The sequence below is a fragment of the Rhodothermales bacterium genome (genome assembly GCA_017643395.1).
Taxonomy (GTDB): Bacteria; Bacteroidota; Rhodothermia; order Rhodothermales; family UBA10348; genus JABDJZ01.
Genome location: JAEPNP010000001.1, coordinates 1,377,101 through 1,401,497 on the forward strand (window position 1 = coordinate 1,377,101; position 24,397 = coordinate 1,401,497).

Sequence of the window (24,397 nt, forward strand, 5' to 3'; positions counted from 1 at the left end):
GTCCGTGATGTGGGCGGTCCCCATCAGATCTCTAGCCGCATGACAGTGGCAAAAAGTAACAGTGCAAATGAAAGACCGGTCAGCAGCTGAACAAGCAGTCCGGCCGGAAGGAGCCAGGCTACCGCCGAGGCCAGGATGGCGCGCATTTTCTCCAGGGCGCGCTTGACCTGCATCTTGACCGCCGCTTCGGTGGTGTCCACCATGCCGGCGATCTCCTCGTACCGGTAACCAAGCGCTTTCAGTTCGATGATTTTGCGCGCCTTGGGCGTGAGCACAGACAGGGCGCGGTCCAGATCCAGCTGTACGCCGGACGTCTCCGGCCGTACAGAGGGCTCCGGCAGATCTTCCAGCACCGTAGCCTCTCGACTTCCGTAACGCCCGCGGTACAGATCCTGCAATTCGAAGAGTGCCGCCTTCAATGTGAAACCGCGGATGCGGTGTCCGTCCTGCACATCTGCCAGACCGCGAAAGACTCGAAGCAGCGTATTCTGCACGAGGTCATCCAGCTCGGCGTGATCGCCGACACGTCGTCGGAAATAGGACCGGATTACCGGTTCCAGGGAGGTCAGCAGCGTTGCCTCGGCATCCCGATCCCCTTTACGTGCTCGGTCCACCAGGCGCGCAAGCGCGGCATTGGTCTGCGGACGTGAGGCCATCAGGAGTGAAGGTCGGGAGGGATGGGGCGTGCCACGGCCAACAGCGAGACGCCGGCGGGCAGGTCGAAACGCGCCAGTAGACGGGACTCCGACGCCAGCAGTTTCATCAGCATGCGGTTGATGCGATGCGCGGGCAGCCCGGTGCCTGCGTGGTCCTGTCCTACGAAGCGCCCGAGCACGCGCACCACGGCCACCAGTGGGAGAAGCCACATATTGAACGCACTGATCCGCTGAACGTGCAGGCCGCCCGCTTCGAGCACCTGCCGCAGCGTGCGGCGCGTGTACCTGCGAAAGTGCCCGTTTCGCGTGTCGTGTGCACTCCACAACCACGGGCCGGCGGGCACCGTGACGACAACAACTCCGTCGGCGCGGCAGGCGCGGGCGAGACCGCGCACGGCAGCCTCGTCGTCTTCGATGTGCTCGATCACATCCAGCGCCAACACGGCGCCATACCGACCCGGCTCTACCGGCAGATCCGGCAGGGCCCCATCGACTACCTCTGCGGTGCGGCGAGCTCCGGCACGCGCCCGATCCTGGGGGTCGGGCTCCACGCCCGTCACCGGCCCGAAATCGGCCAGCATGTCCAGGTTGGCTCCGTTGCCGCATCCAACTTCCAGCAAAGGTCCGCGCACCTCGAGGCCACGGAGGATGCCGGCGAGAATGCGTCGCCGGCCCTCAAACCACCAGTGACGGTCCTCGGCCTGCGCGAGGGCGTCCCGCAGTGCCTTGTCCATCAGCCGGCCGGCCGGCGCTCGTAGGAGCCGAGCACCTTCACAAAAGCGGCGATCTCCTGCAGATGGCCGATGGCGTTGCTGACGGTTTCGTCCGCCACAGAGCCCGCCAGATCCAGGTAAAAGATGTACTTGCCCGGACTGCCTACAAGCGGGCGGCTTTCGATCTTGAAGAGATCGATGTCCCGCAAGGCGAAGACGGCCAGACTCTTGAAGAGCACGCCTGGAATGTTGTTGCCCGGCACGTAGAGCACGGACGTCTTGGGATCAGACAGCCTTCGCCCATCGCCCGCCTCCCGCTCCAGGGCCAAAAACCGCGTATAGTTGTTGGGATTGCTCTCAATGCCCGAAGCAAGCGTCGTCAGGCCGTATTCGCGGGCGGCGCTTTCGCTGGCGACGGCCGCCTGGGCAGGCTGTGCATCCTGGGCCACGCGCTTGGCGGCACCGGCCGTGTCGTAGGCGGGCACGGCCTCCGCATGAGGGAGCTCCCGTTTCAGGAAGTCTCGGCATTGGCCCAGCGCCTGAGGATGGGAGAGCACCGTGCGCACCTGGTCAACTGTGGTCCCGGGAATCCCGAGCAGGTGGTGCCTGATGCGCAGTTGCCATTCGGCACGGATATGCACATCGTGGTCGCGCAGCAGGTCGTAGTTCGCGTGCACACTGCCGTGCAGCGAGTTTTCGATGGGCACGACCGCGGCGTGCACGGCTTCGCCTTCCAGGGCCTCGAACACCGCGTCGAAACTTGCACACGGCACGAGGGCCGCGCCGGGATAGAGCTTCAGCGCCGCCTCCTCGGAATATGCTCCGATCTCCCCCTGGAACGCTATGCGTCGCCCGGCGCCCATCACATGCGCTCCGGCGCTGAAATCCCCAACACACCCAGACCCGAAGCCAGGACCTGCTGGGCAGCACGGGCCAGCTGCAGGCGCGCGACCGCGATGCCTTCCTCCTCACCAATGATGCGGCAATTCCCGTAGAACTGAGTGAAGGCCACGGCAACCTCACGCAGGTAGGTAGCCAGCCGATGGGGTTCGTAGCTGGCCGCGCTCCTTTTCAGAACGGCCGGATAGCGCATCAGCTCCTTGATGAGATTCTCCTCGGCCTCGTGCACCAGCAAGGTCAGGTCGGCCTCGCCGCCGGCCTGCAAGCCGACCTCTTCCGCCTTGCGGATGATGCTGGCGATGCGTGCGTGAGCGTATTGCAGGTAGAATACCGGGTTCTTTTCTCCGGCCTCCTTGGCCAGATCCAGATCGAACTCCAGGTGGGTGTTAGGGGAGCGCATCAGGAAGAAGAAGCGCGTCACGTCTTCCCCTACCTCGTCCATGAGGTCATCCAGCGTGACGTAGGTGGCCTTTCGCGTGCTCATTTTTACGGGTTCACCGCCGCGAACCAGCGTCACGAACTGGTAGATGACCACGTGGATGCCGTCCGTGGCATGCCCCATGGCCTGCACTCCGGACAGCACATCCGGGAAGGTGGCAATGTGATCGGCCCCGAAGATGTCGACAATCCGGTCGAAGCCCCGCTTCACCTTGTCGATGTGATAGGCGATGTCGGGCAGGCGGTAGGTCGGCTCGCCAGACGACTTCACCAGCACGGTGTCCTGGTCCTTGCCGAATTCGGTGGTCTTGAACCAGACGGCCCCGTCTTTTTCGAAGGCCAGTCCCTTGTCTTTCAGCGCATCGACGATCTCCCAGATGGCGCCCGATTCGTAGACGGTGCGCTCGTTGAAGTAGCCGTCCATGTGGATACCCATGCGGCCGAGCGTGCCTTCGATCTCCTCAAAGATGCGCTCCTGTGCGGCACGTCTGAAAACGTGCGCGTCATCCAGGCCGGCGCCGTGGGTCTCGAACAGCGTGCGCGCTATCTCCTGGATGTAGTCGCCCTGATAGCCATCCTCCGGAAAGGACTCGGGCACGGTGATGGTTTCGCCCCCGGCAGCCTCGATTTCCTTGCTGGCATGTCCGGGGTCGGCGAGCGCGTTGTAGCGGGCAGCGACCGAATCGCCCAGCACCCGCATCTGTCGACCCGCATCGTTGAAATAGTACTCGCGGGTAACCGCGAAGCCCTGGGTTTGAAGCAGGGTAGCCAGCGTGTCGCCCAGCACGGCGTTCCTTCCATGGCCTACGGTCAGCGGGCCCGTAGGATTGGCGCTGACGAATTCCACGATGGCCGTCTTTCCCGTCGGTGCGACGCGGCCATAGCCCGAACCGGCCTTCAGCATGCCACGCAGCGCGTTGGACAGGTAGGCCGGAGCAAACCGGAAATTGAGGAAGCCGGGGCCGGCTACCTCGACGGAGGACACCTGCTCCGGGTCCAGTTCCACCTGGGCCGCCAACTCGTCGGCGATGGCGCGCGGCGCCTTGCGGAAATGACGCGCCAACTGCAGGGCGGCGTTGGTGGCCAGGTCTCCGTGGTCCGGATTGTTGGGCTGCTGGAATTCGACCTCGAATCCGTCCGGGGCTCCGCCCATGGTATCGAGGGCGGCCAGGATCTGGGCCGACAGGTAGTCGCGCATGCGTGGGGTGGTTCGCGGGGAGCCCGCAGGTGTGGCCGTCAGGCGGCGTCTTCGTCTTCGGGGCTTTCTACGAAATGATCCAGCAGATCGTGCCATGTCACGATGCCGATCAGCGAACCTTCAAGATCAATTACCGGAAGCGCCGAGATGTCCAGGGCCAGCAGCATCTGTCCGGCGGATTCCACCGACGCCGTCGAGAGAATGGTGTAGGGCTGGGGGGTCATGACCTGATGCGCCTTCTTCTGCAGCGTGCGCAGGTCGCGGGAACGCTCGGAAGGTGAGTCGAGGAATGGGCTCAGGGCCCCCAGCACGTCTCGATCGGAGATGATGCCGAGCAGTTCACCCCGGTCCATGACCGGCAGGTGGTGGAAGCCGCCCTTGCCCAGCTTGTGCCGCACCACGTGAAGCGGATCGTCCGCGTTGACGCGAACCACGTGGTGGGTCATGATGTCGTCGACGGTAGCCATGCCGCCAAATTACGGAATTGGGCCGCGTCAGGCGCGGGCCGGGTTTCGGGGCGACGGAAGGCGAACGAACCGCAAAACCTCCCGGAGTAACCTCCGTATGAGGCCGTCATGATGCGCACTCTGCTCCTGTTGCTTCTCCTGACTCCGACGTCCGTGCTGGCCCAGGCCGAGCACGACTTCACGGTAGCCAGGGTCAAATACGCCGGAGGCGGTGACTGGTACAGCGACCCCCAGTCGCTTCCGGAGTTGCTGCGGTTTGTCCGCGCCAACACCCACATCGACGTGGCCCCGGAGGCAGAAACCGTCGAGCTGTCTTCCGAGAAGCTGTTTACGTTCCCGTACCTGTACCTCACCGGTCACGGCAATATGGTGCTCACCGAGCGCGAGGCGGGCCAGCTTCGCGACTATTTGCTGGGCGGCGGCTTCCTGCACGCGGACGACAACTACGGGCTGGACCAGCATTTCCGCCGGGAGATCAGGAAGGTATTCCCGGACCGTGAACTGGTTGAGTTGCCGTTCAGCCACGACATCTATCACAACCACTTCGAATTCCCGAACGGCCTGCCGAAGATCCACGAGCACGACGGCAATCCGCCGCAGGGCTTCGGTATTCTGGATGACGATGGGCGGGTGATGCTGTTCTACACCTTTGAGTCCGATCTGGGCGACGGCTGGGAGCCGGAGGCCGTGCACAACGACAGTCCTCAGCTCCGAATGGCGGCCCTCCGCATGGGTACCAACATCCTCACCTACGCCATGATGCGATGAAGACGACCCTGCGCCTGATTGTCGTGCTGGGTGTGGCTGGTTTCCTTTATGTGACCAATCCTGCGACGCCGGAATTTGAGGCGTTCATCCAGCAGCGGGTTGAGGAGCGTCTGAGAGAAGAAACGGGCGATCGCACGCTGGGTCGACTGCTCACAGACCTCGGATCCGACATTGTCGGCTCGCTCGCGGCCCGTGTCAGCGAGCGCTCCGACTACGGGATCTTCAGTGTGTACACGGTGGATGTCGGTGCCGACGGCGATCCTGACGAGGCCTGGAAATTCCTTGGGATTGCCGGGCAATTCGTCGAGTTGTCGAGCCCCAATGCGGACTGATTGCGGCCTCAGGCGTTAGTTTTGGGTATCCACCCAAGACCGGCCTGCTCCGCCATGTCCCAGCTCCAGCATTCCGATCCCCAGGTCTTCCAGATCCTCGAGAAGGAAGTTCGTCGCCAGAACGACGGCCTTGAACTGATTGCCTCGGAGAACTTCGTATCCCGCCCCGTTCTCGAGGCGATGGGTTCTCCGCTCACGAACAAGTACGCGGAAGGTCTCCCGGGCAAACGCTACTACGGCGGATGCGAGTTCGTGGATCAGGTGGAGGACGTGGCCCGAGACCGTGCAAGGCAACTGTTTGGTTGCGACTGGGTCAACGTGCAGCCCCACTCGGGTGCAAGCGCCAACGCCGCAGTCTATCTGGCCTTCATGGAGCCGGGAGACACCCTCCTCGGGCTGGACCTGGCACACGGTGGGCATCTCACGCATGGCAGCCCGGTCAACTTCTCCGGGATCCTGTACAACGCCGAGTACTACGGCGTGGAGAAGGAAGGCCCTCTGGCCGGCCGCATCGACATGGACAAGGTGCGCACGCGCGCGTTGCAGGTGCGTCCGAAGATGATCTCCATCGGGGCCAGCGCCTACTCCCGGGACTTCGACTACCCCGCGTTTCGAGAGATTGCCGATGAGGTGGGTGCGTTCCTGTGGATGGACATGGCCCACACCGCGGGGCTCATCGCCGCAGGCGTGCTGAGCGACCCGATGCCACACTGCCACGTGGTGTCCACGACGACACACAAGACGCTGCGTGGTCCCCGGGCGGGCATGATTCTCATCGGCAAGGACTACGACAACCCGTTCGGCAAGGTGGCGCCCAAGTCGGGGCGGGTGAAGCAGATGTCCGAACTGCTCGACTCTGCGGTATTCCCCGGTTATCAGGGAGGCCCGCTCATGCACGTCATTGCCGCCAAGGCGGTCGCATTCGGAGAGGCGCTGGACTCCAGCTTCCACGACTACGCTCGCCAGGTGGTCGACAATGCCCAGGCGATGGCCGCGGCGTTCGTCGAAAAAGGCTACGACCTCGTGTCGGGCGGCACGGACAATCATCTCATGCTGATTGACCTTCGCAGCAAGGGCCTGACCGGGAAGACCGCAGAGCAGGCGCTCGGCCAGGCGGAGATCACGGTCAACAAGAACATGGTGCCGTTCGACACGCAGAGCCCGTTCGTGACCAGCGGCATTCGGGTCGGCACGCCGGCCATGACCACGCGGGGCTTCGGCGAAGATGAATTCCGCCTTGTCGTGGACCTGATGGACCGTGTTCTGACCAACGTGGGCAACGAATCGGTGGCGACTGCCGTAAGGAACGAGGTCCGCGAACTGTGTGACCGATTCCCACTCTACGATTTCGTGGTTGCCTGACCGGTAAGGCAGGCGGTCATGGAATCTGGCGTTTGGGTTCGTACTCTGTAGTGATCCCTGGATCCCCATGCCCCAGTCCGCCCTGAACTCGACCGCCTATGCCGAGCTGCTAGATCTCGGCCGACGCCTGTATGATCGGGCGCTCGTGCGGCGTGAGCAGGAGCTGATCACGGACCCCAGGGGTCAGCCGATAGGCTGGTTGCTGGATACGCGCATGCCGATGCTGGATGGCGCGTTGTTTCGCGAGGTCGGTTCCGTGGTGGCCTCCCGGCTTCGCAGCCGCGGTGTATCGCAGGTGGTGGGATTCGGATTCGGAGCATTCCCGCTGGTTACTTCCGTGCTGTCTGCGGAGTCTCATCCCGCGTTTCTGGGTGGGTTCGTGCGTGAGCAGCGCAAGCCACACGGGAGGCGGCGGCTGGTGGAAGGCCCCCTCGATCGATCCAGGCCCGTGGTCCTCGTTGACGACATCCTGAATTCAGGCCGCACAGCGAGCCGTGCTGTGGCTCTTTTGCGAAATGATGGTTTCCGCGTGGACGGCCTCATGACGCTGTTTAACTTCACCTGGAGCGGCGGGCGTGCCCGCATGGAGGCCCAGGGCCTCTGGGTCGATACGCTGCTGGATCTGAACCTGCGCGACAGTCAGCCGGGGAGTTCGGACTCGTACTAGGAACGGGCGCCCCTTCCAAGATGAAGCGGTTTTTCTCCGGGCGACGGACCCAGTCCGGGCCGCCCATTCCTGAAGGCCTCGAAGGCGCGTTCCCGCAACAGGCGGGGCTCGCGGAAATGGGATTCCTCGATCATCTCGAGGAAATGCGATGGGCCATCATCAAGGCCGGCATCGGAATCCTGCTCTGTACGATCGCGGCCTTCTTCTTCCGCCGCTGGATCATTGAGGTGCTGCTCCTGGGACCCAAGGACCCCGGGTTCTTCATGTACGAAGTCTTCGGGATCGATGCCGTCGAGTTCGTGCTCCAGAATCGCAACATCACCGGCCAGTTCTTCGCGGACATCGGCACCGTGTTTGCCGTGGGCATCATCATCGGCAGTCCGATCGCAGTCTACCAGTTGTGGAAGTTCATCGAGCCTGGCCTCTATCCCGGGGAGAAGAAGGGGCTACGCTTTGCGGCCGTCTTTGCGACGTTCTTTTTCATCCTTGGCATCAGCTTCGGCTATCTGATTATCACGCCGCTGGCCCTCCAGTTCTTTGCCCAGTACTCCATCAGCCCGGAGATCACGAACGAGTTCGATATCTCCCGGTACTTCTCGATGATCACATTCTGGGCTTTTGGTGCAGGGGTGCTGTTTGAGTTGCCCGTGGTGATCTATTTCCTGGCCAAGCTGGGCATCGCCACCCCGAACACGCTGCGAAAGTCCCGTAAGTGGGCCCTGATCTCGTGCCTGATTCTGGCGGCCTTCTTTACGCCGCCGGATCCCCTGAGTCAGATCCTGGTGGCCATGCCGCTGCTATTGCTCTATGAGGGCTCCATCTTCATCGCAGCTGGCGTAGAGAAGCGGCGCGAGCGGGAGTTGAACGAGGCTCTCGCGTAGAAGTCAGATCTGTCGGCTCTCGATCGGCGAAGGAGTTGTCGGAGACACCGCCGGCGTGTCTGGACCTGGACGGAATCTGCTCCACTTTGCGGGTCATACGGTCCATGGCCTCGTTGTAGGCACGCGCGTGGATGGACGCGCCTATCAGGACGCCGCCGAGGGCACCCCCCAGAACCACTAGCACAGTGATGGTCATCATTGTCGTCAACCGGTTTCACCGCCGGGGGGAAGCGGCTGTGAACCCATGGTATCGGCCGCGGGCAGGGCGATTTTTAGTACCGCCGCCGGAAACTGAATCATCGCAGGCCGGAGGCCGTCTGAAACCGACCAGCCAATCGACGCCCGAAATGCGCAAGCCAACCGTGTTGATCGCCGTGCCCGTGCTGGCCGCGGCACTCTTCTGGAGCGGATTCCAGACCGCCCGCGATGACGACTTTTACGCCATGCGGAAGAATTTCGAGCTCTTCGGTTCGGTGTACGAGGAAATCGTCGGTTCGTACATGACACGTGTGGACCCCGAGCGGTTCATGCGCACCGGTATGGATGCCATGCTGCAGACGCTGGATCCGTGGACGGACTTTCTCGACGAAGCCGACAACGTGGCCATGGAGATGCGTGGTCAGTCCGGGCTCGGTGAGGTGCCCGTCAATCTGGGTTCGAAGGGCGGCCGGGTGACGGTGCTGGCACCCGATGCGTTGACGGGTGCCTACCTGCAGGGAGTGCGTACCGGTGACGTCATTCATTCGGTCGATGGGGAGGTCGCCGACAGCCTGTCGGTTGTTCAGGTCCGGGAGCTCCTGCGGGGAGAGCCCGATACAACCGTACCGGTCATTGTGGATCGGGCGGGCGATGGGCAGCTCGAGTTCCAGCTGAAGCGCGAGCCGCCCGTCATCAGTTTCGTTTCGACGACCATGCGCATCGAGGGCACGGATCTTGCGCTGGTCAAGCTGGATGCCTTCGGGCCGGGTGCCGCCTTCGAGATCGACAGTGCCCTGGAGGACCTGCATGAGGAGAGGCCCATCGAAGGCGTGGTGCTTGACCTGAGAGGCAACCCGGGAGGACTCGTGAATGAGGCCATCAAGCTGGTCGGGCTGTTTGTGCCCAAGGCTACGCCGGTTGTTTCGACGCGCGGCCGCAGCCCGGAATCCAACCGGCTGTATGCCAATCAGGACGAGCCCGACTGGCTGGAGATGCCGCTGGTCGTGCTGGTGGATCGGGCCTCGGCGTCGGCCAGCGAAATCGTGTCCGGCGCCCTGCAGGACCTGGATCGGGCGGTTGTGGTCGGGCAGCCGTCCTTTGGCAAGGGGCTCGTCCAGGTGGTACGACCGCTGCCGTATCACACGGCCGTAAAGCTGACCTATTCCCGCTATTTCACGCCCTCAGGCCGCGGTATCCGCAAGGACGCCCTCGAGGAGGGTGCCGAACCGATGCAGACGTTCCGGACCAGAAGGGGTCGGGAGGTTCGCGAAGGCAATGGTATAGAGCCTGATGTGGCGCTGCCCATGCCGGACGCAGGTCCTCTGGAGCAGGCACTTCTTCGGGAGGCGGCTTTCTTCCGGTTTGCCGGTGTGCTCGTGCAGGCGGAGGGCGATGCGATCCGCGCCGCGACCTCGGCGTCCGGCAGGCTGGAGCTCCCGGACGATGCCCTGGATCGCTTCGCCTTGTGGCTGGATGCGGAAGGGTTCGCACTGACGACATCCTTCGACGAGGCCCTGGCCGAACTGCAGGCCGTGGCACCGGAATCGGCCACAGGTCAACTGACCGAGTTGCGCGCGCTGGCCTCCCGACAGACCGACGAGGCCCTGGCCGAAGAGGCACCCGCACTGCTGGCTCGCCTGGCGGATGAAGTGGGCGCCCGACTTCTGGACCCGAATGAGCGCTCGCGACTCCAGATGCGCTCGGATGCGTCCATGCTGGAGGCCGTATCGGTGCTGACGTCGAACCGCTATGCCTCGATACTCGGTACCTAGCCGGCCAGTCTGAGAGCGGCCTGAAGCAGCGCGTTTGCACCTGCTTCTACATCCTCGGGTGAACTGTACTCGGCGGGGTTGTGGCTGACGCCGCCCCGGCTCCGCACGAACAGCATGCCGGAGGGACAATGCCGTGCGAGAATCTGCGCATCGTGACCTGCGCCGGAGATGAGTTCATGCACAGGTAGGCCCAGGGCCGCAGCGCCGTCCCGCGCGGCCTGCACCACGAGGTCGTCGAACTGCACCGCTGGCGCGCTGGCCGTTTCGTGGATGTCGTAGCCGACCCCTTCGGCCTCCGCGAGTCCTGCAACTGTGCCACGCATGCGCTCGACCGCATGGTCCAGGGTGTCCTGTTCGGGGTGTCTGAGGTCCAGCGTGAGCTCGACCGTACCCGGGATGACATTGATGAGATTCGGGCTGGGCACCAGGCGCCCGACGGTGGCGCGCAGACCGGGAATCGATTGGGTGCACTCCCGCATGGCGACCACCACGCGCGCGGCCACCAGGCCGGCGTCCTGCCGACGATCCATGGGTGTGGTACCGGCGTGGTTTGCGGTGCCCTTCAGGGTAATCTCCAGCCAACGCAGGCCCTGCACGCCGGTGACCACGGCGACCGGCAGGCCCACTTCTTCCAGCACGGGACCTTGCTCTATGTGCAGCTCCAGGAAGGCGTGAACGGAACTGGATCTGAGGTCTTCGGAGCCGGCCATGCCCAGTTTGTCGAGGTTCTCTCCGATGGTGGTGCCATCGGTCCCACGAACAGCTCGAACCCAGTCGGTATCGAGATCGCCCCGCAGATAGAGGCTGCCCATCATGTCCGGCATGAACCGCACTCCTTCCTCGTTCACAAATGAGACGAGGCCGACGGGACGGTGCGTGCTGTGTGCATTCTCGTGCAGGACTTCCAGTACCTCCAGGGCTGCCAACACCCCCAGAGATCCGTCGAACCGACCGGCCCTGCCCACCGAGTCCGTATGCGATCCCAGGAGGACCGGCGCGGCGTCGGGATGGTCGCCCGGCCTCAGGGCCCAGAGATTTCCAATGGCGTCTATGCGCGGGGTCAGGTCCATCCGTTGCAGGTGGTGCTCCACGAAACGCCGACCAGCGAGGTCCTGCTCGGTGAATGCCAGCCGCTGCACGCCTCCGCCCTCAAGGGCACCAATTCGGGCCAGGTCATCCAGGCGGGCCAGCAGTCGTGAGCGGTTCACTCGGAGCATGCGTGAGTTTACGGCTCGTCCCGGTTGCAGGGCGCGAATCACGGGCGCAAAACTGTCGTAGGAGCATGTCTGCCAACCAGCCGACCACCCATGGAGAACGGATTTCGACTGACGAGTGTGCTACTGATGGTGCTGGCGATGACCGGCTGCGGACAGTCGGTGCAATCCCAGCAATACGATATTCCGCCGGCCCAGCCACGGCCAATGGGCAGCCTGACGGATGAGATCTCCAACAGTCGGCAGAACGCCATCACTCGCGCCGTGGAGGCGGCCTCGCCGACCGTGGTTTCGATCAGCGTCATCCAGCGTGTGCGCTATCAGGACCCGTTCGCGGACCCCTTCTTTGATTTCTTCTTTGGAGGACAGCGGCAGCGCATGCGAGAGCGCCAGGTACAGGGTGCCGGCTCCGGCTTTGTGATCAGTTCTGACGGCTACATACTCACGAACGATCACGTGGCGGGTCAGGGCGACGTGATTACCGTGGCGTTTCCGAACGGCGACTCATACCCGGCAGATCTGGTGGGTACGGACGCGGCCTCCGACCTGGCGCTGCTGAAGGTGAATCCGGAGGATCCGCTGCCCTATCTGGACCTGCGCAGCGCCACTGAGCCCATCGTCGGTGAATGGTGCATCGCACTCGGCAATCCGTTCGGTCTGTTCGAAGCCAGCGATCCCACCGTGACTGTGGGTGTGGTGAGTGCGACGGGTCGAGATCTGGCCCCCCAGGAAGGACGGTTGTACCGGGACATGATCCAGACAGATGCGGCCATCAACCGGGGCAATTCGGGAGGGCCGCTAATCAACGCTCTTGGTCAGGTCATTGGAGTCAATACGGCCATCGTATCTCAAACCGGCGGGTCCGTCGGGATTGGTTTCGCCGTACCTGTCGGTCGGGTGATCCGGGTGGTGGACGAGTTGCGGGAGAAAGGCTTCGTGGATCGCTCCTACTACACCGGCCTCACAGGCAGAAACGTCACTCCGCGTGCAGCCAGGGCGCTCGGGTTGAGCAGCGTGTCCGGCGTGTTCGTGGAGGACGTGGTGCCCGGGTCGCCGGCCGACGATGCCGGATTCCTGCCGTACGACGTCATTGTTTCGGTGCAGGGTGAGGTCATCGCCAATCAGACCGACTTCGCCGCTCGGCTCTACGACTTCCGGCCGGGGGACCGGCTTCGCTTCAGCGTGGTCCGGGACGGTCGACAGGTGCAGCTGGCCATGCAGCTGGGCAGCAGCCAGCGGTAGCGCCTGGCCGATACGCGAGTAGCGTCAACGCTACCAGCCGCGCCCGCGCCGTGTGGGACTCTGACGCGCTTCCCGGAGCGCGGGGTGCGCATAGCTCTGACCCTCACGCAGCTCGCTGCGGCCTTCGGTGGTCAGGAAGCGAACGGGAATGGTGCGCCGCTGCAGGTCCCGACCAATGCCGTACACCTCGAAGTGCAGGTGAGGGCCGGTGGTGAAGCCGGTATTGCCCGACAGGCCCAGTAAGGCACCCGCCCTGACGGAATCGCCTACTCGCACACGCACGCCGCGGTGCCTGAGGTGCACGTAGTTGCCGATGGTGCCGTCGGCGTGCTGGACCTTGACGAAGTTGGCGCGGGTCTTCAGAGACTGGTCGGGCCCGCCAATGCGAAACCGGTCCTCCGTCTCTATGACGATGCCCTCGCGGGCGGCATGCACGGGGGTGCCTTCCGGCATGTCGAAGTCGAGCGCATACTTGCCCTGATGGGTGGTGCGTCCGTTGTAGCCCTGGCCCACCAGGCGCACGTCTCCGTTGGCGAAGGGAAGTGCGTAATCGGCCAAATCATCGTGGCGAGGACCGAGCGTGCCCATGATCCACTGGGCGTCAAAGCGGTACCCCCACCGCTCGTATTCATCTTCGATTTCCAGCCGCAGCGGCTGCACCGTGTGTGCTCCGGGAATAGTCAGAACCAGGGGCAGCGGGTGGCTGGTGGCCATGTTCTCCAGTTCCATGTCCAGCCGCATGGTAATCGAGCCCGGCAGCAGATTCGTGATGCGGATCCCCACCTGGCCGTCCTGATTGCGTACGCCCTCCAGGCAGAATGCGTTGTCGAAACAGTCCTCCTGGGCAACCGCGTATTGCGGTGCCGCGAGCAGCAGCAGAATCAGGCAGGCACCGACTCCCGCCGGGGTAGCGGGTCTTCGTCGAAGCCGGCAAGCGATAGGCTTTCGGACCATAGACGGGCGGCAGCTTCCGTATCCATCGATGCCGTAGACGATGGAACGGGTTTTTCGTTCGCAAAGTAGCGGCCGCTGATGCCCTCCACATCTGGAGAGGTCGCCAGGTGAACGACCGTGCGTGCGCCCTGCGCAGGGGTGAGCATGAATGGGGAGGCCGCTTTCCAGATGGCGCTCAGGAGGCCGTTGCCGGCTCTTCCAAAGCTGGTGGCGACCACGCCCGGGTGCAGCGCGTTGGCAGAGACACCGGTACCTTCAAGCCGTCGTGCCAGCTCGTAGGTGAACAGGATGTTCGCCAGCTTGGACGTGCCGTAGGCCTTCCATCCGTTGTAGCGCTTCTCGGACTGCAGATCCTCAAAGTTGAGCTTCATGCGCCGGTGGGCGTTGGAGGCCACGTTGATGACCCGGCAGGGAGCGCTCTTCCTCAGCGTATCGAGCAGGCTGAGTGTGATCGTGAAGTAGGCCAGGTGATTGACCGCAAAGGTCATCTCATGGCCCTGCGCGGTGACTTCCCGCCTGTTGCGGAAGAGGCCGGCGTTGTTGACCAGCACATCGATCTGAGGGTATTCGTCCGCGAGCCTCGCGGCGAGATCCTTGACCGCCTGGAGTTCACTGAGGTCCGTGAGTATCAGGTCGACACTGGAGGAACCGGAGTCCTTCATCACTTCCAGCAAGGCCTGCTTGCCGCGCTCGCGGTTGCGGCAGATCATCACCACGCGGGCACCCATGCGCGCGATTTCGGTCGCTGCTGCTTTCCCGATCCCCGAGTTGGCCCCGGTGATGACGCAGGTACTGCCTTCGATCTGGTTCATGCGGGAACGGACCAGGCCCTGCGGAACGCCGCCACGTTTGCCGCAACCCCTTGTGAGCCTTTGAACACCGCACTTCCCGCAACGATCACGTCTGCGCCGGCCTGCACAACCTCGCCTACGTTGGAGGGCTTGACGCCGCCATCAACTTCCAGGTAAGCACCCGAGCCGATCCGGTCCAGCATCTCCCGAAGCCTGGCAATCTTGCGGGTGCTCTGCGGAATGTAGCTCTGACCGCCGAAGCCCGGATTCACGCTCATGATGAGCGCCAGGTCGATGTCCGGAAGGACTTCCTCAAGCGTCGACAGCGACGTGCCGGGATTCAGGGTGACCCCTGCTTTCATGCCGGCGGCCTTGATAGCCTGCACGGTCCGGTGCAGGTGGGTCGAGGCCTCAACGTGCACCGTCAGAATATCCGAACCCGCCTCGGCAAACGCGTCTATATACCGCTCGGGCTTCTCGATCATCAGGTGTACATCCAGCACGGTACCGGTCTCGTCCGCCAACTCCCGAAGGGCACGTACGATCAGAGGGCCAATCGTGATGTTGGGCACGAAGTGACCGTCCATCACATCCACGTGCAGCCACTCGGCGCCCGCCTCGATGGCAGCCCGACAGTGCGCCTCCAGGCGGCCGAAGTCGGCAGACAGAATGGAAGGCGCCAGGATCGGCATCTAGATGGCGTGCAGGACCGCCAGGATGATCGCAATCACCATGGCGTTTACAAGGGCGATGGGCAGGAGGTACTTCCAGCCGAGCGTCATCAGCTGCTGATACTTGAAGCGCGGCAGCGTCCAGCGCACCCAGATGAAGACGAAGGCGAAGAAGCCTGCCTTTACGAGCAGTGACATGACCTGCATGGCGCCGAGCAGGAAGGAGCCTTCCAGACCAGGGAACGCATTCAGGATCAGCGGCTCGAACGGCAGCAGGTAGCCACCGAAGAAGAGCGTGGCGATGAAGAACGACGCCACGAAGAAGTTCACGTACTCGGCCAGGAAGAACATCCCGAACTTCATGCCCGAATACTCGGTGTGGTATCCGCCGACCAGCTCCTGCTCGGCCTCAGGAAGGTCGAATGGCGTCCGGTTGGTTTCGGCAAAGGCGGTCACAATGAAGATGACAGCGCCAATGGGATTGCGGAAGATATTCCAGCCCAGCAGGCCACCACCCACGTTCTGGGCCTCCACCATCTCAACGAGGTTGAGGGAGCCGGTAAGCAGCACGACCGACAGTACGGCCAGGCCCATGGACAGCTCGTACGAAATCATCTGAGCGGACGATCGCAGGCCGCCGAGAAGCGAGTACTTGGAGTTGGAGCTCCATCCAGCGAGTGTGACGCCGTACACCGAAATAGAGGTCAACGCCAGCAGTACCAGCGCCGAAACCTCCACGTCGGCGACCACCACACCGCGGGCCCACGGGATCAGGCCTCCGGCGCCCATCGCAATGATGACCATCAGCGTCGGTGCCAGCGAGTGCACAAACGGGTTGGCCGTCAGGGGCACGATGTTTTCCTTCAGGACGAGCTTCAGCACGTCCGCAAACGGCTGCAGAAAGCCGAAGGGGCCGACGCGGTTCGGACCCGGGCGGGCCTGGATGTAGCCGGAAACCTTGCGCTCCGCGTACACCAGCACCGAGGCGGATACCAGGAGGAAGTTGATGATCAGGAAGGCGACGGCGGCCGTCCAGTACCAGGCGAGTTCCATGTCAGGGAGTCAGGTTCAGGCGGTTGTCGCTACGTCTTCCAGGCGAACGCCGAGTTCGCCCATGGCCTCGTAGGTGGCGCCGGACAGCGCGTCCACGCTGTCGGCCACCTCACGCATGATGAACTTGGGACCGCGATAGTCCATGCCGTGGCCGAGCCGGATGGCAACGGCCGGCAGGCTGACCCAGCCGGGCTGGCAGTCCACCATGTTGGATTCGGTAAACCACTTGTCGAACGGCGTGCCGTGCAGATCGGCGCGGCTCTTGCCGACTTCCATCATGAGCGTGCGGTTCATGCCCTTGATGGCTTTGGCCGGACGCACGCGTTGCGCGTGACCATCGCTGTTGACGTAGGTGCCCACCGTTTCCACCGCAGTGGCGGCCGGAAGCGATACCGTTGCGTGCGGCAGCGTCTGGTTGGTGGTGTTGTAGGCGTGCAGGATCACCTTCACGCCTGCAAGCGCGGCTGCGTCCACGAGGCCCGCGGCCACCGGATCATCCTCCAACACGTAGAGCACGTCCACACCGGACTCCAGGCGCCAGGCCATCCAGGCGGCATCGGCCTGCTCCATGCCCAGTCGCTCACAGCCGTTCGCGTTCGGGGCGGTCTCGTCCGTCAGCAGCCAGTTGTCGCCGCGACCAGCGTCGGCGTGCGCCATGTAACGGGGCGCATCGGCCCCAAGGGAAGCAGCGAGTCTGCCAAGCAGGTAGTTGTCCTCAACGGTGGCATGGGCCGAGCCCAGGAACACAATCCGTGAAGCGTCGGCATCCTTCAGAATGGAGGCGGCCGCATCGTAGGCCGTATTCCAGTCTCCGGTCACTCCTCCAACCGCGGGTCCGGCCGGACGGTTGTCATTGAAGCGGTGGTAGTCAAGACGCTCGACATCCGGCAGCCAGAACTCGTTCACCGCCGGGTTCTCCCGCGGGGTGATCTTCATGATCTGGTTGTCCTTGACCCAGTAGTAGCAGTTGTTGCCTTTGGCGCCGGAGACCGTGATGGAGGCCGTGCGGCTCATCTCCCAGATGCGTGCCTTGAAGCGGAAATCCTTGGAGGTCAACGCGCCCACAGGGCAGATGTCGATCACGTTCATCGAGTAGGGCTCGTCAAACGTGAAGCCCGGCGGGGTCATCGGGTAGTTGCGCACCCCGCGCTCGATGATCGTGAGCTGATGACTCTTGGAGATCTCATTGGTGAAACGCACGCAGCGCGTGCAGTTGATGCACCGTTCGCCGTCGAGCATCACCCGGGGACCCAGGTCGATTTGCTTGGGCTTGGAGACCTTCTCAAACTCGAACCGCGACCCTTCCGGACCATACTTGTAGGCCTGGATCTGCAGAGGGCAGTGACCGGCCTGATCGCAGATCGGGCAGTCCAGCGGGTGGTTGATCAGCAGCATCTCGAGCGTGTCCTTCTGGGCGCGCTCGACCAGGTCACTGGAACGATGTGACTTGACCACCATGCCGTCGGTCACCTCCATCGTGCAGGAGGTCTGCAGCTTGGGGAAGTAGCGGATGACCGGATTGCCTTCCTCGTCCAGCCGGGGCTGGCGCGTTTCACGGTCGATTTCGGGCGTGCCAACCTCTACCAGGCACTGCCGGCAGTTGGCCGGAGCCGACATGGCCGGGTGGTAGCAGAAGTGCGGCAGTTCAATGCCCTGCTCCAGGCAGAACTGGAGGAGCCCGGGCCGTCCTTCGAACTCGTAAGTCTGACCGTCTATGGTTACGGTAGGCATAGCGTGCTGATCAGGCCCGGACGCGCTCGATGAGCGCTCCGCGGGCAGTAAGCGTGTAAGCAGATTCGTTCAGGACGCGGGTCTCCTGTTCGGAATGGCCCTGAAGGTCCTGGTCGTGACCGTCGGAGTCGCCCTCGGCATGATGGCCTGCGCTATCGTGGTCACCGCCGTCGTGGTGTTCACCGGCGTCGGAATCACCCTCGGCGTGGTGCTCACCAGCGTCAGAGTCATGATGAGCCATCGCCGCGTCTCCGTGGTGGTCGACATCGCCCTGCAGCACGCCGGAAATCACGGCGCGTCGGCCAGAGGCGTCTTTGGGGAAAGTGAACACATACGCCCCGTTCTCGTCGCGTGGAACATCCACGCGCACCATGGGCCCATCGATCACCTGCATGGACAGCCAGCAGCCTGCCATCTCGCAGACCTCGGAGATGCGTCCTTCCAGCTTGACCGGGTGGCCTATCATGGCCGGACCGTCTGCAATGACGGCCGAAACCGGCACGGCGTCCTCGGGCGTGATGGCTTCCCCAAAGGAGTCATAGCCCGTCAGCACGTCATATTCCTGACTGTGATCTCCGACGCAGCCGGCGAGCAGGATCAGGAAGGCGGGAATCAGTGATTTCATGCGGTCACCTCGGCGAGGTCTACGCCGGATGCCACGTGGCCCGGCTTGCATTTGGCTTCGAATTCGTCCCGGAACCGGGTCACGGTGTGTCGCACCGGCCAGGCGGCCGCGTCCGCGAGAGCGCAGACGGTGCGGCCCTCCATCTCCGTGCACAGATCCAGCAGCAGGTCCAGATCCCGCATGTTCCCCTCTCCCTCGTCAATCCGGGTGACGATGTTCTCCAGCCATCCGGTGCCCTCGCGACAGGGCGTGCACTGCCCGCACGACTCGTGATGGTAGAAGTGGGTGATACGACGGAGGAACGCGACCATGTCGGTGTCCTCATCCATGATCAGCATGCCCGAGGTCCCCATCATAGAGCCGGCCTCGCGCAGGGAATCGGCGTCCATGGTGACGCCGTCAATCATGTCCGCACGCAGCACCGGGGTGGAGCTTCCGCCGGGCACCAGGGCCTTGAGCTTCTTTCCGCCGCGCATGCCGCCGGCCACCTCATAAATGAGGTCGGTGATCAGCATCCCGGTTGGATACTCGTACACACCCGGGCGATTGACGTGTCCGGAGATTCCGTACAGCACCGGGCCGGGATGCTTCTCGGCGCCTACACTTGCAAACCAGTCGCCGCCGCGCTCCATGATGTAGGGCACGGCCGCCAGGGTTTCCACGTTGTTGATCGTGGTCGGGTAGTTCCAGATGCCCTTCTGTGCCGGGAAGGGCGGCTTGACCCGCGGGTAGGCACGCTTGCCCTCGAGCGAGTTCATCAGGCTGGACTCCTCGCCGCAGATGTAAGCGCCGGCGCCCTTGTGGATCACGAGTTCGGTCGAAAAGCCCGAGCCCATGATGTTCTTGCCGACGTACCCCTTGTCGTAGAGCTTCTTCAGCTCCACTTCCATGTGGGTGATCCAGTCGGCGTACTCACCGCGGATGTACAGGTAGGAGCCCGCCAGGCTCATGGCGTATGACGCGATGAGCATGCCCTCGAACACCGAGTGCGGGTTGTACTCCATGAGCTGCCGGTCCTTGAAGGTACCGGGCTCCGACTCGTCGCCGTTGCAGCACAGGTACCGAGGGATGTCCGGGTTGACCGGCGGCATGAAGCTCCACTTGAGTCCGGTCGGGAAGCCGGCGCCTCCGCGGCCCTTCAGACCGGACTTCTTGACCTCGTTGGTGACTCCGACAGGGTCCCACTTGTCGCCGCTGAGGATCTCGCGCAGGGCCTTGTACCCGCCATTGGCCTCATAGACCTCCAGCAAGTGCAGGTCCTTGATCTTCGGCAGCAGTACCCGCTGAAAATTGCGCCAGTCTCCGGCTTTTGAGCTGTTGGCTTCCATAGGCTGTTACTGGACGCGCTGGCGTCCGATGGATTTTGCCGGCATGCGGTCCTCCGCCGCCAGCTCCATGTCCACGATGCGGGAAATGAGCTGATCGGCATCGCGCACGGCCCGGTCCAGAGTGACCCCGGCTTCGTCCGCGCCTGCCAGCTCCCGCAGCGCTTCGTAAATGAAAATCTTCCTGCGCAAAGACCGCCGCACCGCGATGGGCCCGATGATGCCTGCTGCAATCGCAGCGGCGATCCAGAACATCGAGATAATGGCGCCCGAACCACCGCCCTGGAAGTCCAGGAAGTTCATGACGCCGAGGATCAGGTAGAACAGACTGCCCAGCCCGAACGCAACCGGACCCTGCTTGAGATGCTTCTGCATCTTCGCCAGCTGCTCGTCAATCCACTCGACGTTGAGCTCCTTCTCGAGATTCTGCACCTCCTTGTACGAGAGCAGCCGAGAGTCAGAATACTTCTTGAGCTCGCGCAACAGCAGGTCCTTGACTCGCCGTTCACGGCGGGTCAGCCCATCATCCCGTCGGGGGGACCCGATGGTGTCGGGATTCGCACGAACACGTCCGAAGGGCTCCGCCAGCTCGGCAGGGCCGGCTGGTATGGTCCCGGCGGAGGCCTCAGAGGCCCGCCGTTCCACGTTATGGAGCATATCGGAGCGCTCTTTCACCATCAGGCGATCGTCTCGGAGACCGGCGGCGTCTGGTACGTTTCGGTGACGGTCACGTCGGACCGCCGATTCCCCTCCATTTCGTCTTCGTCCTGAGGCAGCGTGACCGATTCGAACGGCCACTCCTTGCCTTCGCGCAGGGCATCGATGAGCGCATCGACTTTGTCCCGCGTCAGATTGTGCACGTAGCGACCGTTGGTCACCTGCAGCATGGGCGCCGAGCCGCATGCTCCAAGGCACTCAACTTCCTGGATGGTGAACTGCCCATCGGACGTGGTCTCTCCCTTGTGGATGCCCAGTTTGTCCTCGAGGTAGTGCAGCATGTCGTAGCCGCCGCAGACCTGGCAGGAGAAACAGGTGCACACGTCAAGGACGTGCGTGCCCATTTTCTGCTTGTAGTACTGCGTATAGAACGTGGCCACGCCATACGCCTGTGCGTAGGGAATCCCCACTTCCTCGGCAGTGAGCTTGATCACTTCCGGCGGCAGGAATCCGAACTTCTCCTGGGCCAGCCAAAGAGCGCGCATGATGGCCCCGTCCGCGGTCGGGTACAGCGTGACGTAGTCCGCAATCTGTTTCTTTTCCGCATCCGTGAAGTGCAGTTCCGAAGCGGGCACCGCCGGCGCCGGGTTGCGATCCGGCAGCTCGACAACCGGGTTCTTGATGAAGTCGGCCATGTTACTTGTCGCTTTCGCCCAGAACCGGGTCGATGGTACCGATCAGAATCACCATGTCGCCCATCATGGCGCCCTCCATCATGGGCTCGAGGGCCTGGAGGTTGGTGAAGCTCGGCGTGTTCATGCGGGCGCGATACGGGTGCCCGGTGCCGTCTGACTGCAGGTAGAAGCCGAGTTCTCCCTTTGGAGCCTCAATGGCGTGGTAGGACCACACTCCGTTCGGCGGGCACACACCGGTATCGGTGTACATGAAGTCGTGAATGAGGCCCTCCATGGAGTAGTAGACCTCGTCCTTGGACGGGTAGGCCTGCTTGGCGTCGTCGGAACGGATGGCTCCGCGGACCGACGGCAGTTTGTCCAGGCACTGCTTGATGATCTTTATGGACTCCTCCATCTCCTCCAGGCGCACGAAGTAGCGGGCCAGTGAATCGCCCTCCTCGCGCATCGGAATGATGAAGTCCACGTCGTCGTACTTGAGGTAGGGCTCGAAACGGCGGATGTCGTACGCCACGCCGGATCCACGCAGGTTCGGGCCGGTCATGCCCATGGCGATGACCTCATCGGCCGTCAATGTGCCGATGCCCACGTTGCGGTCGATCCAGATGCGGTTGCGATTGAGCAGCTTCTTCCATCCCGCGATGGTATCGGGAAACTTCTCCGCGAAGTCCCGAATCATGGCAAGACCCTGTTCGCTCGGCTCGGACGCAATGCCGCCAATACGACTGTGCGAGACCGTCAGCCGCTGTCCGCAGACCTCATCGAAAATGGAATACAGGTCTTCGCGGTACTTGAAGCACCACAGGAAGACGGACACCGCACCGGCGTCCATCAGCCCCACGCCCATCCACAGCAGGTGGGCCGAGATCCGCGCCAGTTCGCACATCATCATGCGAATCCACTGCGCGCGTTCCGGGACCTCGATGCCGGCCACCTTCTCCACAGCGAGACACCAGGCCACGTTGTTGGAGTAGGGGCTCAGGTAGTCCATGCGATCCGTATAGGGCATGAACTCCTGGTACGTCTTGTTCTCGGCGACCTTTTCCAGTCCGCGGTGCAGGTAGCCGATGTCGATGACGCACTTGTCGATGGTCTCGCCGTCCAGCTTGACCGCGCAGCGCAACACTCCGTGCGTTGCCGGGTGCTGCGGGCCGATGTTGAGCACCATCTCGTTCTCGAGCGGGTCGTCGCTCTTCTCGCGAGCGCCGTTCTTCTCCTCCAGCCATGAGTGCTTGGACTCGAGGCGGCGGTAGATCGCTTCGTTGTGGCGTGGCCAGAAGTTGAGCTTCTCGCCGATATCCTCGGTGGTAATTACGCTCATCAGTCCTCGTCTTCGGAGGCGGCCTCCTGGTAACTCTTGATCGGCTTGGAGCCGTGGGCGGCGGGGAAGGGATCCAGCGTCAGGCCGGCCTCCGGCGTCTGCGGCGGCAGCGGCAGGGATCCAGGAACCCCAAGCAGCGGGAATTCCTTGCGCAACGGGTGGTATTCAAAGTCCTCCGGCATGTACATGCGACGCAGGTCTTCATGCCCTTCGAACCTGAGGCCGAACATGTCGAACGCCTCGCGCTCGTTCCAGCCGGCCGCCCGGTACACACCGGTGACGCTGGGCACGGTCATGCTCTCCTCGTCAACGCGCACCTTGATGCGCAGGCGCTTGCCGGCCTGGATGTTCACCAGGTTGTAGAACACCTCGTACCTGTCCTCATCGCGAAACATGTCGACGCCTCCCAGATCCACCAGATAGGTGAACCCGAGCGTGTCGCGCAGGTGCGTGCACACATCCACGATGCGTGTCTTGTCCACATAGACCGTATGCTCGTTGGCATACAGGAACACCTCGCCGATCGCCTCCCCAAACTCTTTCTGAAGGGCCTCGACCACGTCCGGATTGTACGTGGTGTCCTTGGCGTGCGGGTTCTGCGTTGCTTCCTTTTCGGAAGGCTTGTCGACCGGCGTAAAGTGGAATTCGAGTTTGGCCATCAGACCCCCTTTACAATGCCGCCTTCGCCAGTCTCATCCTGGTCGTAGAGCGTGGTGGGGCTGATGCGCTGATCCCCCGACGGGGTGAGTACACGCGGACGAACGGCGACGGGCTCGGTCTGGGCACCTTTCCCTTCGTGCATGTCGGTACTTACGGAGTACTGGTTGCGCACCTTCTCCTGAATGTCCATCAGGGCGTGGATGACAGCCTCCGGACGGGGCGGGCATCCCGGGATGTAAACGTCTACCGGGAGGAAGTTATCGGCACCCTGAACCACGCCGTAGCAGCGATGCATGCCGCCGGTAGAGGCGCAGGCACCCATGGCGATGCACCACTTGGGGTCCGCCATCTGGTCCCAGACCCGGCGCACGGCGTGAGCCATCTTGTAGGTGACCCAGCCGGCCACAATCATCAGGTCTGCCTGGCGCGGGCTGAAGCGCATGGCTTCGCTGCCGAACCGGGCCACATCGTATTTGGGCGCGGCGAAGGCCATCATTTCGATGGCACAGCAGGCGAGCCCCATGGGCATCGGCATCAGCGAGTTGGAGCGGGCCCAGTTGACTACGGCGTCTACGCGCGTGGTCAGGAAGCCTTCACCGCCGAGGATGTCGTCTGACATGGTGGGATGGATTGTGGCGGAGACTCCGCCGATGGGGGCGATCAGTCGAACTCCAGTCCGCCCTTCTTGATATCGTACAGAAGGCCGATGGCGAGGATCACAATGAAGAAAAACACGATCCCCAGCATGGGCACGGCCGCGCCCGCGGCTAGAAACTCGTCGAAGCTCGCCGCCCACGGGTACAGGAACACCACCTCCACGTCGAAGACGATGAAGATCATCGCCACGAGGTAGAACTTGACCGAGTACCGCTCGCGGGCAGTCCCGATGGGATCCATGCCGCTCTCGTAAGCCTTGGTCTTGATGCGATTCGGACGTCGTGGTCCGAGGTGTTCAGCGGCTTTAAGCAGCGTCATCGCCAGTCCGGTGGCGATGAGCAGCATCAGCAGGAGCGGGAGGAAGTCCGAAAGCATTTCGGCAGAGTGGTGGGTTCGACGGTGGCCCCCACGGGGCGGGACCACGAAATCGGGCTGCAGCCGTGCAAAAACGG

At 63.1% G+C, this 24,397-nt stretch carries 26 protein-coding genes; 7 read left to right on the forward strand and 19 right to left on the reverse strand.

Annotation, left to right across the window (positions count from 1 at the left end; all coding sequences use genetic code 11):
* Positions 1-23: 23 nt before the first annotated feature.
* The 5 genes from JJ896_05485 to JJ896_05505 are packed head-to-tail and all read right to left on the reverse strand — an operon-like array spanning position 24 to position 4,372.
* Entirely contained in the window at positions 24-656 is a 633-nt protein-coding gene (locus JJ896_05485; GenBank protein MBO6779087.1) for a sigma-70 family RNA polymerase sigma factor, read from the reverse strand.
* The gene (locus JJ896_05490; GenBank protein MBO6779088.1) at positions 656-1,390 is read right to left on the reverse strand and encodes a class I SAM-dependent methyltransferase; all 735 of its coding nucleotides are present in this window, start codon (positions 1,388-1,390) and stop codon (positions 656-658) included. The genes JJ896_05485 and JJ896_05490 overlap by 1 nt, the downstream gene beginning before the upstream one ends.
* The gene (gene pheA / locus JJ896_05495) at positions 1,390-2,232 is read right to left on the reverse strand and encodes a prephenate dehydratase (GenBank protein ID MBO6779089.1); all 843 of its coding nucleotides are present in this window, start codon (positions 2,230-2,232) and stop codon (positions 1,390-1,392) included. Before pheA ends, JJ896_05490 begins: the two co-directional genes overlap by 1 nt.
* On the reverse strand, positions 2,232-3,905 hold the full coding sequence (locus JJ896_05500) for an arginine--tRNA ligase (protein MBO6779090.1): 1,674 nt from the start codon (positions 3,903-3,905) through the stop codon (positions 2,232-2,234). Before JJ896_05500 ends, pheA begins: the two co-directional genes overlap by 1 nt.
* A gap of 38 nt (positions 3,906-3,943) precedes the next feature.
* Positions 3,944-4,372: a CBS domain-containing protein gene (locus JJ896_05505; protein ID MBO6779091.1), complete on the reverse strand. Its 429-nt coding sequence runs from the start codon at positions 4,370-4,372 to the stop codon at positions 3,944-3,946.
* Positions 4,373-4,480: 108 nt separating this feature from the next.
* Here JJ896_05505 and JJ896_05510 point away from each other — a divergent pair, with 108 nt between their 5' ends.
* From JJ896_05510 to JJ896_05535, 6 genes are all read left to right on the forward strand, one after another.
* Complete coding sequence (locus tag JJ896_05510; GenBank protein ID MBO6779092.1) at positions 4,481-5,140, forward strand: DUF4159 domain-containing protein; 660 nt, start codon at positions 4,481-4,483, stop codon at positions 5,138-5,140.
* Positions 5,137-5,472, forward strand: coding sequence for a DUF4359 domain-containing protein (locus tag JJ896_05515; protein MBO6779093.1), 336 nt, complete (start codon positions 5,137-5,139; stop codon positions 5,470-5,472). Before JJ896_05510 ends, JJ896_05515 begins: the two co-directional genes overlap by 4 nt.
* A 54-nt stretch (positions 5,473-5,526) precedes the next feature.
* On the forward strand, positions 5,527-6,834 hold the full coding sequence (locus JJ896_05520; GenBank protein MBO6779094.1) for a serine hydroxymethyltransferase: 1,308 nt from the start codon (positions 5,527-5,529) through the stop codon (positions 6,832-6,834).
* Between the two features lie 67 nt (positions 6,835-6,901).
* Positions 6,902-7,501, forward strand: a complete 600-nt coding sequence (locus JJ896_05525) for a hypothetical protein (GenBank protein ID MBO6779095.1) — start codon at positions 6,902-6,904, stop codon at positions 7,499-7,501.
* Between the two features lie 20 nt (positions 7,502-7,521).
* Positions 7,522-8,382 (forward strand): twin-arginine translocase subunit TatC, encoded by an 861-nt coding sequence (tatC, locus tag JJ896_05530; protein ID MBO6779096.1) that lies wholly within the window; start codon positions 7,522-7,524, stop codon positions 8,380-8,382.
* 347 nt (positions 8,383-8,729) lie between these two features.
* Positions 8,730-10,352, forward strand: coding sequence for a S41 family peptidase (locus JJ896_05535; GenBank protein ID MBO6779097.1), 1,623 nt, complete (start codon positions 8,730-8,732; stop codon positions 10,350-10,352).
* Here the strand turns inward: JJ896_05535 and JJ896_05540 are convergent.
* Positions 10,349-11,569, reverse strand: coding sequence for a M20 family metallo-hydrolase (locus JJ896_05540; GenBank protein ID MBO6779098.1), 1,221 nt, complete (start codon positions 11,567-11,569; stop codon positions 10,349-10,351). The two genes, JJ896_05535 and JJ896_05540, sit on opposite strands and share 4 nt — an antisense overlap.
* A 90-nt stretch (positions 11,570-11,659) precedes the next feature.
* On the opposite strand from JJ896_05540, the gene JJ896_05545 reads away from it, so the two are divergent.
* Entirely contained in the window at positions 11,660-12,808 is a 1,149-nt protein-coding gene (locus tag JJ896_05545; protein MBO6779099.1) for a trypsin-like peptidase domain-containing protein, read from the forward strand.
* A gap of 30 nt (positions 12,809-12,838) precedes the next feature.
* On the opposite strand, the gene JJ896_05550 is transcribed toward JJ896_05545, so the two are convergent.
* Genes JJ896_05550 through JJ896_05610 form a run of 13 tightly spaced genes read right to left on the reverse strand, consistent with a single transcriptional unit; the run spans position 12,839 to position 24,320 of the window.
* Positions 12,839-13,762, reverse strand: a complete 924-nt coding sequence (locus JJ896_05550; protein MBO6779100.1) for a M23 family metallopeptidase — start codon at positions 13,760-13,762, stop codon at positions 12,839-12,841.
* Entirely contained in the window at positions 13,690-14,574 is an 885-nt protein-coding gene (locus tag JJ896_05555) for an SDR family oxidoreductase (GenBank protein MBO6779101.1), read from the reverse strand. Before JJ896_05555 ends, JJ896_05550 begins: the two co-directional genes overlap by 73 nt.
* A complete protein-coding gene (locus JJ896_05560; protein MBO6779102.1) occupies positions 14,571-15,245 on the reverse strand; it encodes a ribulose-phosphate 3-epimerase in 675 nt (224 codons plus the stop codon). The genes JJ896_05555 and JJ896_05560 overlap by 4 nt, the downstream gene beginning before the upstream one ends.
* Positions 15,246-16,277 (reverse strand): NADH-quinone oxidoreductase subunit NuoH, encoded by a 1,032-nt coding sequence (nuoH, locus tag JJ896_05565; protein MBO6779103.1) that lies wholly within the window; start codon positions 16,275-16,277, stop codon positions 15,246-15,248.
* Between the two features lie 15 nt (positions 16,278-16,292).
* Positions 16,293-18,008 carry a (2Fe-2S)-binding protein gene (locus JJ896_05570; protein MBO6779104.1) on the reverse strand — a complete coding sequence of 572 codons (1,716 nt, stop codon included), beginning with the start codon at positions 18,006-18,008 and terminating at the stop codon, positions 16,293-16,295.
* Positions 18,009-18,018: 10 nt separating this feature from the next.
* A complete protein-coding gene (locus JJ896_05575; GenBank protein MBO6779105.1) occupies positions 18,019-18,633 on the reverse strand; it encodes a DUF4920 domain-containing protein in 615 nt (204 codons plus the stop codon).
* On the reverse strand, positions 18,630-19,961 hold the full coding sequence (gene nuoF, locus JJ896_05580) for an NADH-quinone oxidoreductase subunit NuoF (protein ID MBO6779106.1): 1,332 nt from the start codon (positions 19,959-19,961) through the stop codon (positions 18,630-18,632). Before nuoF ends, JJ896_05575 begins: the two co-directional genes overlap by 4 nt.
* Before the next feature lie 6 nt (positions 19,962-19,967).
* Positions 19,968-20,636 (reverse strand): hypothetical protein, encoded by a 669-nt coding sequence (locus tag JJ896_05585; protein MBO6779107.1) that lies wholly within the window; start codon positions 20,634-20,636, stop codon positions 19,968-19,970.
* Entirely contained in the window at positions 20,636-21,310 is a 675-nt protein-coding gene (locus JJ896_05590) for an NAD(P)H-dependent oxidoreductase subunit E (GenBank protein ID MBO6779108.1), read from the reverse strand. The genes JJ896_05585 and JJ896_05590 overlap by 1 nt, the downstream gene beginning before the upstream one ends.
* Position 21,311: 1 nt before the next feature.
* Positions 21,312-22,628, reverse strand: coding sequence for an NADH-quinone oxidoreductase subunit D (locus JJ896_05595; GenBank protein ID MBO6779109.1), 1,317 nt, complete (start codon positions 22,626-22,628; stop codon positions 21,312-21,314).
* The gene (locus JJ896_05600; GenBank protein ID MBO6779110.1) at positions 22,628-23,287 is read right to left on the reverse strand and encodes an NADH-quinone oxidoreductase subunit C; all 660 of its coding nucleotides are present in this window, start codon (positions 23,285-23,287) and stop codon (positions 22,628-22,630) included. Before JJ896_05600 ends, JJ896_05595 begins: the two co-directional genes overlap by 1 nt.
* Positions 23,287-23,907 carry an NADH-quinone oxidoreductase subunit NuoB gene (nuoB, locus tag JJ896_05605; GenBank protein MBO6779111.1) on the reverse strand — a complete coding sequence of 207 codons (621 nt, stop codon included), beginning with the start codon at positions 23,905-23,907 and terminating at the stop codon, positions 23,287-23,289. The genes JJ896_05600 and nuoB overlap by 1 nt, the downstream gene beginning before the upstream one ends.
* A gap of 41 nt (positions 23,908-23,948) precedes the next feature.
* Positions 23,949-24,320, reverse strand: coding sequence for an NADH-quinone oxidoreductase subunit A (locus tag JJ896_05610; GenBank protein ID MBO6779112.1), 372 nt, complete (start codon positions 24,318-24,320; stop codon positions 23,949-23,951).
* Positions 24,321-24,397: the final 77 nt, after the last annotated feature.